11 protein-coding genes are annotated in these 12,788 nt (G+C 35.5%); 1 reads left to right on the forward strand and 10 read right to left on the reverse strand.

What is annotated here, in order from left to right:
* Window positions 1–68 precede the first annotated feature (68 nt).
* On the reverse strand, window positions 69–596 hold the full coding sequence (locus GN157_RS05030; RefSeq protein ID WP_157482014.1) for a hypothetical protein: 528 nt from the start codon (window positions 594–596) through the stop codon (window positions 69–71).
* Between the two features lie 105 nt (window positions 597–701).
* On the opposite strand from GN157_RS05030, the gene GN157_RS05035 reads away from it, so the two are divergent.
* Window positions 702–1,253: a DUF1543 domain-containing protein gene (locus GN157_RS05035; protein ID WP_157482015.1), complete on the forward strand. Its 552-nt coding sequence runs from the start codon at window positions 702–704 to the stop codon at window positions 1,251–1,253.
* 1 nt (window position 1,254) lies between these two features.
* On the opposite strand, the gene GN157_RS05040 is transcribed toward GN157_RS05035, so the two are convergent.
* The 9 genes from GN157_RS05040 to GN157_RS05080 form a co-directional block, all read right to left on the reverse strand.
* A complete protein-coding gene (locus GN157_RS05040; RefSeq protein WP_157482016.1) occupies window positions 1,255–3,048 on the reverse strand; it encodes a tetratricopeptide repeat-containing sensor histidine kinase in 1,794 nt (597 codons plus the stop codon).
* A 377-nt stretch (window positions 3,049–3,425) separates the two neighbouring features.
* A complete protein-coding gene (locus GN157_RS05045; protein WP_157482017.1) occupies window positions 3,426–4,325 on the reverse strand; it encodes a hypothetical protein in 900 nt (299 codons plus the stop codon).
* Between the two features lie 15 nt (window positions 4,326–4,340).
* Entirely contained in the window at window positions 4,341–5,303 is a 963-nt protein-coding gene (locus GN157_RS05050) for a hypothetical protein (protein WP_157482018.1), read from the reverse strand.
* Between the two features lie 81 nt (window positions 5,304–5,384).
* On the reverse strand, window positions 5,385–6,245 hold the full coding sequence (locus tag GN157_RS05055; protein ID WP_157482019.1) for a hypothetical protein: 861 nt from the start codon (window positions 6,243–6,245) through the stop codon (window positions 5,385–5,387).
* Window positions 6,246–6,416: 171 nt separating this feature from the next.
* The gene (locus tag GN157_RS05060) at window positions 6,417–6,719 is read right to left on the reverse strand and encodes a hypothetical protein (protein ID WP_157482020.1); all 303 of its coding nucleotides are present in this window, start codon (window positions 6,717–6,719) and stop codon (window positions 6,417–6,419) included.
* 78 nt (window positions 6,720–6,797) lie between these two features.
* A complete protein-coding gene (locus tag GN157_RS05065; protein WP_157482021.1) occupies window positions 6,798–7,256 on the reverse strand; it encodes a hypothetical protein in 459 nt (152 codons plus the stop codon).
* 9 nt (window positions 7,257–7,265) lie between these two features.
* Window positions 7,266–8,189 (reverse strand): hypothetical protein, encoded by a 924-nt coding sequence (locus GN157_RS05070; protein ID WP_157482022.1) that lies wholly within the window; start codon window positions 8,187–8,189, stop codon window positions 7,266–7,268.
* A gap of 35 nt (window positions 8,190–8,224) precedes the next feature.
* Window positions 8,225–9,160 (reverse strand): hypothetical protein, encoded by a 936-nt coding sequence (locus tag GN157_RS05075; RefSeq protein ID WP_157482023.1) that lies wholly within the window; start codon window positions 9,158–9,160, stop codon window positions 8,225–8,227.
* Between the two features lie 126 nt (window positions 9,161–9,286).
* A complete protein-coding gene (locus GN157_RS05080) occupies window positions 9,287–12,715 on the reverse strand; it encodes a methylmalonyl-CoA mutase family protein (RefSeq protein ID WP_157482024.1) in 3,429 nt (1,142 codons plus the stop codon).
* Window positions 12,716–12,788 lie beyond the last annotated feature (73 nt).

Consider the following 12,788-nt stretch of genomic DNA (forward strand, 5'->3'; position numbering starts at 1 on the left):
TTCCGTTTTTTAAAAACGAAGAAGCAGGCCAATGGCCTGCTTCTTTTTATATTGTTATGTACACCAAATTATTTTTTTGGCTGTAGTGTTTTAATATTGCTTTGGTCAACATTAAACTCTTTGATTACATTGTTGTAATCTGTAAGGTCAATCCTTGCAGAATTATCATAACCCGGAATAATCACTACCCTGAATACCTGATTTTGTAAAAAGTTTGGATCAGTACCTAAATCATAGTTTGCTCCCATGTAGAAAACAATATCGTTACGGGTAAAATCAAAATCAAACTCTACATAATCACCATTATCATAGTAAAGTGTTTTAGGAATCATTTCCCATACATCGCTACCGTTATTTACCTCTTTTAAACGGTATACTAAAATCATATCTGCAGGATATAAAGCAGGATTTAATTCGTAAAAAGAAGTATAGTAACCTGTATTAGCATCAAATGAGAATGTTGCCTGGTTTACTTCAAATACCTCAGCTTCAAAATAATTATCTGTATTGTTATATACCACATCCGGATCGTCATCAACACACGACGATAATGTAAAGAGGCTCACTACGCTTAAAAGTAAAAATATCTTTTTCATAATGTTAAAAGTTTTATTGTTTATAAAGATATTTCCAAAAACTGAACCAAAAAATATTTTCAAAGGAAAATTCATGAAAAAAAATTTAAATACCTTTGTATCAGTATGGAACAAAAACTACGATTATTCAAGGTATTACTGGGCTGCACGCCTAACGGACGTTTAACCGAACAACATGATATTTTTTTTGGAATAGGCACTTCAATCGAGTCCCTTATCTCAGATATGTATACTTTTTGGCCTGATGGCGGAAGGCTACATGTAGACTCCTGGAGAGAGGTTACACACGTGGGTGAATATGAAATTTCCATCACCAAAAAACAGGACAATAACAATACCGAAAAGCTGTTTTTTATAAACCTTGGCGGATACAAACCGGGCGATTTTGAAGAGTATCATTATAAAACCTTAATAGTGGCACAAACTATGGGAGAAGCTGTTAAAGCCGTTAAACAAACTACCTTTTACAAGCACTTTGGTTTTAAAGGAGCCGAATCGCACGTGGACGACAAATATGCACTTGATATTGATGATGCTTATAACGTAGCCGATATACTTTTACCTAAGTATAAAGAGCAATACAGCTTTGCTATTACAAAAACAGCCCATCCTGTAGAAGATGAGCTGCATATAGGGTATTTGAAGTTAAAGGTATAAACTACACTTTCTTCATTGATTTTCTTATTTGTTTGTTGATTGGGATAATCATTTTTACCATGGTTCCCCAACCCTGTTCGGCATCTACTTTCATAATACCGCCAATGCTCACAATGTGGCTTTCCATGGTTTTCTTACTAGCCTCATTACGATCTGTACCGGCACCGTTATCTTTAATGGATACCATTAACCTTGTACCCGAAAACGACATACCAAAGAATACTTTTGATGCCTGCGGATCTTCGGCAATAGCTTCAAGGCTCTCCTTAATGGCTGCGGTTAACTCACGCTGACTCTCTTTTACAATAGTATTTGTAGAAGGATTATCGGGCATTGAGAACAATACTTCAACCGGACTGTCCTTAAAGTAATCGGTTACATAATCCTGAGTATTGGTAATATAATTGGAAAGCGTAGTAGACCTTGGGGTTAATAACCAAACAAGATCCCTAATATTCTCTTCCAGTTTTTTAGTAGTATCCTGCATGGCCTCTCCACTACTCTTAATAGTAGGCATACCATGGGTTTTCTCTACAATAGATTCACTAAGGTAATTGATTTTAGAAAGCTTAGAGTCAAGATCAGAATGTATATCCTGAACCATACGAAGGCGTTCCTGCCTTTCGGTTTCATGGTTCATTCTTTCCTCTCTCAGCTTCTCTTTAAGCTGTTGTTTTCTTTTCCAAAACCAGCCTATAACTAACAATACTACTATAGAGCATACACCTATAATTATAATACGTGTACGTTTTGTAGCTTCATATTCTGCACGGCTTATACTATCGCCCGAAGAAACAGTTTCCTGCTCCCCACCCTCAGTACCAAGTAGTCTTGACTCGTTTTGATCACGCTGTTTTTTGTACTTTGACTGTAGTGTTTGTAATGCCAGTGCATGCTTTGCTGTTACTAAACTATCTTTTTTCTGTTCGTACAGTTTATGGTAACGAATAGACTCCGGGTACTGCTTAAGCTTCTCATATGCAGTTGCCATACCAAGACAAGATGAAATGATAACTTCATTATCTTTAATAGACGAAGCATCAAGGTAAGCCTGCTCATAAAGACGTAATGATTCACTGTAATCGTCGTTAAGCGCATGTACCTTCCCTAAGTCACTTAGTGTAGCAGCCACATTTTTTCTGTCATCAAGTCCGGCAAAATAGCCCAGTGCCTCCTTGTAGTTTAATATTGACTGTACATAATCGGTTTTCTTTCGGTAAGCATTACCCATTTTGCTAAGCGTATGCCCTGCCTCACTGTTTTTACCTCTAGCACGGTAAATGGCAAGTGCCCTGCTATAAGCATCAAGAGCCGGTTCGGGCTTATCCTGTAGCTCGTATACTTCACCAAGCTCCACAAGAACCTCGGCTTCAAGCACCTCATTATTCAACTGCTTTGCCTCCTTAATAGCATAGGTATAGTACTGAACAGAAAGACCATAGTCTTCCTCATCAGCATATAGTTCTCCAAGTTCTTTTGATGCTTTTATAATAGCGTTTCCGTCCTTAATTGTCTTTGCATGGCTTAAGGATAGTAAGTAGTTCTTTGTAGCCAGTTTTGGCTGATCGGCTTTATGGTAAGCTTCTCCTAAACCTGCATATGCTTTAATCAGGGTTACTTTATCATCAGACTCTGTAGCTAAAGAAACACTTTGTTTTAGAGACTCAACCGCCTCCACATATTGGTTTTGGGAATTTTGTTTTATTCCCTGATTTAGGAAATAGTCGGCGTTCTCTTCCTGTGCGTGGCATAGGAGTCCGAGCAATAGCACTAAAATCGGTAGGGTTTTCTTCATTAAAATTTTTGATTGGGCTTAGCAAAAATAGAAAATATCTCAGTGCAATATAAACAAAATGTTAATTTATAACGTATTCTTAAAATACTTTTTACTTACCATATAAATCATTTTATAAGAAATTTCTACCACACAATGATATTCAAGTAGAATTATTCTTACTTTATTTTACGGATTTCCGTAAAAACCACCTAATTATCAATACTTTGAAATTTATTGAAATTTCCTATAATTTTAATTTGTAGAATTATTCGTAAGAAAAAAATCAAAAAGTTTGATTGTTAAAGTATTTATACCCGAAAAGAAGAACGATTTTAAATTAGAAAATAACAAATGGCATTGTAATTAAAAAGCCCCCGTAAGGAGGCTTTTTTGTTTTATTCGTATGTAATAATGTATTGGCTTAAAGGATTCTCCTGTCCCAGCAAATAGGACAATTGCTTAATAGGGTAACCATCTTCATCAAATTCATAAGTAATTTCTCCAATATAGTTTGCCTGTCCGTTTGAAACATTACCTATAAGATATTGTTCAGACACATTTGGTATAGCATCTTCCCTGTAAATCACATAGTTTGCTTTATTATCACCAAACCTGTTACTGTTTATGTGTACAAATTCCCCTTTTACTTCTGTTTCATTATCATAAGATAATGTAGATGTGTTCAGGTAAGCTCCAGTATCACCATCTCTGTAACTGTAAACCACAGCAACGTTATCACCATCATAGTCTACCTTATAAATATAACTTAGTTCATCATCATTAACCAAAGCTATTTCATACACCCTTCCTTCTGCAGTTAGGAAATATTTAAAGTAATCTAGCTCTTCGTTTTCCCCTTGAACTGTGGTTTTAGTAACATTAATCACTCCCGTTTCCGAATAATCAACAACAGAAGTAGTTGTATTACCTACAATACCCATATAAGTAAAATCATTCGTAATTTGTGTAATCCTTCCGGAATCGTCATAGCTTACATACTGATTTACGCCGTCATCATCGGCTGTATAAACTCCCGAAACAAGATATCCGTCTTCATTATAAGCAAATATTTCTGTATGAAAAATCACTCCCTGATCATAAAGAATCCTTTCTTTAAGTTTATTATCCTCGTATTTTGTTATTTCCCTAGTTTCTCCTAAAGCATTTTTATAAGTAATATCTTTTAAGTTCTTAACTACAGGAGTTGGTATTTCATTTGCTGGATTTCCATCATCGTCAGATGAACACGAAGCGAGCGATACAAATGCCGCTAAAAAAAATAAGCGTAATTTCATAAGGTGTATTTATATTTAATTTTTATAGGTTATCGCTGTATAAAAAACAGCTAACATGCCTTTGTATTTGTTACGTTCTACCGGGTAGCCATCTTCATCAAAAACATATTCAAAAGTATAGCTATTATCCTCGCCTGCAATAACTGCCGACATGTAGTTAGCCGTTGCTACCTGTTTTTGAACATGAATAACATCAAGATTAACCTTACCCTCAAACAGTATCATGTTATTAGTGTTACCTGCAAACTGATTTTCATATATTTTAGTAATATCTCCATAAACTGGCATTTCTGTATCATATTCATATGAAGTTGTAATACCGTTATTTGTAATACTACTTATATTATTTCCACTGTATACAATTTCCTGAATAGGCTGGGTTTCTTCATTTCTTACAATTTTAATAATTTTACCTTCTGCATTTAATGAATGGGTAAATACAAAAACAGGTGTTTGAAGGTTTGCTGAATCATAAGTAGATGCCACTATCTTATCTTCTTCATAAGTATATGTTATTGTTTGGTTTTTCCAACCCTGTGTTGCGTGTTGAAAACCATATAATTTTTCACTTATTCGCCCCTGTTCGTCATAAGAAATGGAAAATTCTGTAAGTAAAACGTCTGATGAATTATACGAGCTTTGAGCACTAAGGCTACCATTTTCATTATACTCGTATTCACTACGAGCAATAAGCATGGTATTAACACCAAAAGATTCGTAAGTAGTAAGCTTATTATTATCGCCAAAAGTCATAACATTTGTACCTACCTCGCCACTAAGTGAGGTGTGTAATATGTTGATTTTGTCCAGATATTTTACAACTTCAGGCTGATCAGGCCATTCATCATTCGGCTCCGGTTCCTCTTCAACCGGATTTGGGTTTGGATTAGGGTTTTCATTTACAGGATCAGTACTGTCGTCTGATGAACACGAAGCTAGCGCCACAAAAGCTGCTAAAAAGAATAAACGTAGTTTCATTGGTGTAGTTTTAAGTTAAGAATGCAAATAAAATAAGATTTAACCTAAAAACAAAAACCTATAATAACTAAAAAAAACAGTTTACTTGTAAGTAATTATGTTTTTCTGTGTAAAATTCCCATCAAGATAAACAGTTTCCTTTGAAGGAAAATTATCCTTATCAAGTTCATAATCAAAGCTTTTATTACTATACGCCTGAATATAACTGTCCTTAAACACCTCAAAACCATTATAAAACAAAATACTATTATTGTTTGTACCTAACTGAGACACAGTTAGGTTTAAGTAAGATCCTTTAACCTCCAGTGAAGTATTATAGTTATAGTTTACAGTAGTTTGCTGGCCTGAAATACCATCCTGATACTCGGTTTTAGTGACAGATGTAAGTACATCTCCCGTATATTCTGCCTCAGTAACATACATTATATCACTATTTGAATCAAAAGCAGTAATTTTATAGATATCACCCATCGAATTAAGGCTGTACTGTATTTCCTGATTGGTTATTACGCTATTATCATCTTTTTGCTGATAAAGCCTAATCTCACCGTTTACCGAATAATCGTAAGTGTTTGTATATAATACTACCTGAGGGGTGTAATCGTAAATATAAATTGTTTTAATTCTTCCCTCTTCATCATAGTAAATACTTTTATCTAAACTATCTTCCCTGTTTTCCTGAAGATAATTATAGGAAGACAGATACATAGTAGCCGCATCATACATAAACCATTCACTGGCAAAATCCTGTCCGTTTTTATAAACATATCGTTTAGCCGGCAAGTCCATGTAAAAAAAAGTTTCAGAATCCTTAATCTCATCTCCGTCATTATAAAAAGTAGTAACACTTTTTATTGATTTTGTTTCCAAAGGAGTATAATCATCATCAGAACAAGACATAAGAGCCACAAACGTCGCAAAATAGAATAATCGTAGTTTCATTAGGTAAGGTTTAAAAGGTTATAGCTGCTAAGTAAATAAATTATTATAACTTATCAAAAAAAACTTTCTTTATCAGGGAACTTCTCTCTAATTCATACTATCAATTATAAATTTATAGACATCTTCAGTAAGTTACTTCAACATTATCTCTATACAACTATTTAAGTCTGATTATTCTCTTCCAACATTTAAGAATATTACACCAATAATTAGAAACAAAAAACATATATAAAACACTACTACTTTCTTATTGTGCTTACGTATAATCTTATTCAATTTTTCATCTTTAGCCTCTTCAATAGTAAGAAATGGTTGAGAATAAAAAGTACTCCCATGAAATCCGCCTAAGTATTCTTTTTTTTGAGATAGATTATTTAATTTTTCCCTATCAATAAAAATAAGAATGATTAACACCAAAGCCAAAAAAGCGAATATTGCAATCGATATTACACCCAATTGAAAATAAATATCCATATTATATTATAAAAATTATCTAACTCTTTATTTAGATACCTTCATGTAGCAAATCTCCTTTATTCAAATTAGTAAGTGTTAATTTCCATTTACTAATGTAAAAGTCATATCATCAAATCTCCCGGAATAATAATCAAAAATTCTATTTAAAATTAATTGTCCTGATGAAATATCTCCTCTAAAACGAGGCATATCTAATAAAACATCAAACTCAGGGTTGTCCTTTTGCAAACACGCCACTCTTTGATAAGGATTAGAATCATTATCACAAAATACATAGTTGTTTAATGTAAACACCAAATAATCACATTGGATATCCTCATTAAATTCTATATCAGCAACAAAATGAATATTATTTTCATTACCATAATATTTACCCCCCTTAATCGAATCTTTTTCAAAAACTAACTGAATGTAATCAACTTGCCCTTTGTTTCCGTTTGATGCATGTTCAAATTTATAAATACGTTTAGTATGTGTATTAGAAGCCTGACCTGTACACATTAAAGACAACAAAAAGTAAAGTAAGAGTTTCAATATAATTTATTATTCGTAGGTTATTATAATTTCTGTGTTATAAACACCATCATAATACTTTTTCACTTTTACAGGATATCCATATTCATCAAACTCATATATATAATTGTAATGGTACTCATAATCATAATAATTATCAGGACCGTTTTCATTGATATATGATACTGGATAACTTGTTAATACAAGATAATCCATGTTAAAACTTTCAGCTCTTAAAATATTATTATTAAAACCGCCATATAATTTGTTTCTCCCTAAATAACTACCTTTTACTTCCTGATTATAATTGTAGTTATAATTTACTATACTGGTTACTCCATAGTCACTTATCGTACTAACCGTAATAATATTATCACCCTGACTGTTATATTGTGCATCATACCTCTCATTATTATCATTATCGGTTTCATCTTTTATACTATAAATCTTTCCGTTTTCATTTACAAAAAATGTAGTAACATAAACAAACGTATCAAATGTCCTGGTACAGGTTATGGTATTATCATCGTTATAAGTATAATATTTAGTTTGCAAAGCCCCATAAGCTTCCTCTCCATCCTGAATATACCCCATTAACCTTCCCTGTTCATCATATTGATATTCGGTAGTATTATCTATAGTACCATCAGCTTTAAGAGCATCAATAGAGGTAAGATAACCACTACTGTTATAAGTGTAAGTTCCTGTTACCATAATATTATCATTATCATCATAATTAACACTTGAAACAGGCTTACCATCTTCATATTGTGTAACTGAACGTTTATAAGAAAAATCATCATGATAAATAATTTCAATTTGGGTCATTACCTTATCCACAGGTTCTGTAGGCTGTTCAGGGTTTGGATTTTCATTTTCGGGGTCTGTACTATCGTCTGATGAGCATGACATTAAAACTATAAAAAATGAAAGGGCTAATAGTCGTAGTTTCATTAGGTAAGGGTTAGAAGTTATTACTGGAAATTTCTTTATTCGTAAGTGATATTGATTTCAGATTTATGAATGCCTTCTAAATAGAATTGTTGCACAATGGGAAAACCTTCATTATCAAACTCATAATTATAATTATAAATACTCTCAGTGTATTCAAATCCGCCTTCAGCATCCACCATATGAATAGTAGAAATATAGCCTATTGCCTGAAGATATGGGTCAAATGACCCATTAATTAATATAATATTGTTTTGATTCCCATGTAACTTATATCTTTTAAAAAAATCTCCTTTTACTTCATAGCTATATTCATAAGAACAATTAACATTGTAGTGCGTACCGTTATCATCAATTATTGCAAGGGTTGAAATATTTTTCCCCGTATTATCATATTCCGCCTTTGTATAGATATTATTTTGATTATCTGTTTCTTCCATAATTTTATAAATCAGATTATTTTCATTAAGGTAAAAAACAGTTACGACTGTTGTATTATTATTTAAATTTGTTCGTGTACAACTTACTGTATTATCGTTGTTATAAACATAATCATAAGTAATATTGAGATTAGCACTAAAATCATTCCAGGTAATCAGTATAATATTACCACTTTCATCATATTGGTATTGCGTAAAAGACCTTTGGGTACCATTTTCGTAAACCTCTTCTAAACTTTCGAGAGATCCATTTTCATTATACGTATAAACAGTATTAAACATTATACTATTATCCTCATTATAACGTACCATCAAAACAGGTTTATTACCTTCAAAATTGGTAACCACCTTTTTTGAAAAATACGGTTGAGAAAAAAATTCTTCTTCAACTGTAAGTAAATTTTTCACTACAGGTTCTGATGGTTGTTCAGGCTGTTCCGGGGTTGGATTTTCATTTACGGGGTCTGTACTATCATCTGATGAGCATGACATTAAAACTATAAAAAATGAAAGAGCTAATAGTCGTAGTTTCATTAGGTAAGGTTAAAAGGTTAGAACCACTAAATAAACAAATAATTTTAACATATCAAAAAAAGCCTCCCTTATTAGGAGGCTTCTATTTAAATATTTCAGTCTTAAATTTTTAAATCTAAGTGATAATTACATATTCCTGCGGTACTGACCACCTACCTCAAACAGGGCAGCAGTAATTTGTCCCAGCGAACAAACCTTGGCAGCTTCCATAAGGCATTCAAATATGTTTTGGTTTTGTATGGCAGCTTCCTGTACTATAGCAAGCTGTTCCTTAACCTTTTGTGCATTACCCTCGTGTAGGCTTTCAAGCGTGTTGATTTGGAACTGTTTCTCCTCCTCTGTTGCACGTATAACCTCTGCAGGAACAACCGTAGGCGAACCTTTAGAACTCAGGAAGGTATTCACCCCAATAATAGGGAACTCTCCTGTATGCTTAAGGGTTTCGTAGTAAAGGCTTTCTTCCTGAATTTTAGAACGCTGATACATAGTTTCCATAGCACCAAGCACACCGCCCCTTTCGGTAATGCGGTCAAACTCGGTAAGTACAGCTTCCTCCACAAGGTCGGTAAGCTCCTCAATAATAAACGACCCCTGTATAGGGTTTTCATTTTTAGCCAGTCCAAGCTCTTTATTGATAATAAGCTGAATTGCCATTGCACGACGCACACTTTCTTCGGTAGGCGTTGTAATAGCCTCGTCATAAGCATTTGTATGCAGTGAATTACAGTTATCATAAATAGCATAAAGCGCCTGTAGCGTTGTACGGATATCATTAAAGTCAATTTCCTGCGCGTGTAGTGAACGACCCGATGTTTGAATGTGGTACTTAAGCATTTGTGCACGCTCGTTTGCACCATATTTATTTTTAAGTGCCTTAGCCCAAATTCTTCTTGCAACACGACCAATAACCGCATATTCAGGATCAATACCGTTAGAGAAGAAGAATGACAGGTTAGGACCAAAATCGTTAATGTTCATACCACGGCTCAGGTAGTACTCCACATACGTAAATCCGTTAGCAAGAGTAAATGCTAACTGCGTGATTGGGTTAGCACCAGCCTCGGCAATGTGGTATCCTGATATAGAAACCGAATAGAAATTCCTTACGTTTTTCTGGATAAAGTACTCCTGTACGTCACCCATTAAACGAAGGGCAAATTCGGTAGAGAAGATACAGGTATTTTGCGCCTGGTCTTCTTTAAGAATATCGGCTTGTACCGTACCACGCACTTGCGACAGGGTACGTACTTTAATATCGTTATACACATCGGCAGGAAGCACCTGGTCTCCGGTTACACCCAGAAGCATAAGCCCAAGTCCGTCGTTACCTTCCGGTAGTTTACCGTTGTAACGAGGTCTTTCTACACCTTTCTCTTTGTATATCTTATTTATCTTACTGTCAACCTCTTTTTCAAGTCCGTTTTCCTTGATGTAAAGCTCACACTGCTGGTCGATAGCCGCGTTCATAAAGAAACCTAACAGCATTGGTGCCGGACCGTTAATAGTCATACTCACCGATGTCATTGGGTGGGCAAGGTTAAAGCCCGAATACAGTTTCTTAGCATCGTCAAGACAGCATATAGACACACCGGCATTACCAATTTTACCGTAAATATCCGGACGGTGGTCTGGGTCATTACCATAAAGAGTAACACTATCAAACGCTGTAGATAAACGTTTTGCAGGCATACCAAGACTCACATAGTGGAAACGTCTGTTAGTACGCTCAGGTCCGCCCTCTCCGGCAAACATACGGGTTGGGTCTTCCCCTTCCCTCTTAAACGGATACAGTCCAGATGTATAAGGGAATTCTCCCGGTACGTTTTCCTGCAGGCACCATCTTAAAATATCACCCCAGGCCTGGTATTTAGGCAGGGCAACCTTTGGTATCTGCGAATGCGAAAGCGACTCGGTATGGGTTTGTATTTTTATTTCCTTATCCCTTACCTTAAAGGTATAAACAGGATTTTTGTATTTGTTTACTTTTTCGTCCCATGTAAGTATAACCTCCCAGTTGTATGGGTCAAGGTTCATTTTTACACGGTCAAACTCTTTTACAAGTAAATCAAGGAATTGTTTTTTCTCGGCATCATTTGTAGCTACCGATGTTTCTTCAATACCTGCCTTATTTATCTCTGGAGTTTTACCACTAACGGTTTCAATGGTTTTGAAAATACCGTATAGCTTTTGAGCCACATCCTGCTGTGTAGCAGCTGTTTCGTCATACCCACGGTTATTTTCTGCAATTTCGCTAAGGTAACGTGTTCTGCTTGGCGGAATTACAAAAATCTTCTCGCTCATTTCACGGGTAATCTCAAAGGTCGATTGTAGTTCAGATTCTGTTTTCTCCACAATCTTATCCATAATCGACTTATAAAGCGTATTCATACCCGGGTCGTTAAACTGCGACGCAATAGTACCATACACCGGAAGATCGTCTGGGTTAGCATCCCACAGGTTGTGGTTACGCTGGTATTGCTTTTTCACATCACGAAGCGCATCAAGCGAACCGCGTTTGTCAAACTTGTTAATCGCAACAAGATCGGCAAAGTCAAGCATATCAATTTTTTCCAGCTGAGTAGCAGCACCAAATTCAGGTGTCATTACATACAGCGAAACATCAGAGTGGTCTAATATCTCGGTATCACTTTGCCCGATACCCGATGTTTCAAGGATAATTAAATCATATTTAGCTGCCTTAAGCACCTGTATAGCCTCAGCCACATATTTAGAAAGGGCAAGGTTAGACTGGCGTGTAGCAAGCGAACGCATATAAACCCTTGGGTTATTAATGGCATTCATCCTGATACGGTCTCCCAGTAATGCACCACCTGTTTTACGCTTAGACGGGTCTACCGATATAAGTCCGATGGTTTTTTCAGGGAAATCAATAAGGAAACGGCGCACCAATTCATCTACTAACGATGATTTACCGGCACCACCTGTACCCGTAATACCCAGTACAGGGATTTTAGAAGTTTCGTTTTTCTTATGTATAACATCAAGCGTTTCTTTTGCGATTTCAGGGAAGTTCTCTGCCGATGATATTACCCTGGCAATAGCAGTTGGGTTTTTCTCTTCCAGCGTGTTTACTTCACCGTTTAGCTTATCGCCTACAGGGAAATCAGCTCTTTGTACCAAATCATTAATCATACCCTGTAATCCAAGCTCACGTCCGTCGTCCGGAGAATAGATTCGGGTAATACCATATTCATGCAGCTCTTTTATCTCTTCAGGAAGGATAACTCCGCCCCCACCGCCAAATATTTTAATGTGTCCTGCTCCTTTTTCGTTAAGCAGGTCGTACATGTATTTAAAATATTCGTTGTGACCTCCCTGGTAAGAAGTCATGGCAATAGCATTAGCATCTTCCTGTATGGCAGTGTTTACCACTTCTTCCACACTACGGTCATGCCCCAGGTGAATTACCTCAACACCGGTTGCCTGTATAATACGGCGCATGATGTTTATGGCTGCATCGTGCCCGTCAAACAGGGATGCGGCTGTTACTATTCTAACTTTATGTTTAGGATTATAAGGCTGTACTTGCTCCATCGTTATAAGAATCTCAATTTTAAGCCCGCAATTTACGGATTTATTGAAGATTTCAAAACAAACTAACCCCAGA

Origin of the sequence: Flavobacterium rakeshii, from assembly GCF_009741375.1 — a bacterium.
Classification (GTDB): Bacteria; Bacteroidota; Bacteroidia; order Flavobacteriales; family Flavobacteriaceae; genus Flavobacterium; species Flavobacterium rakeshii.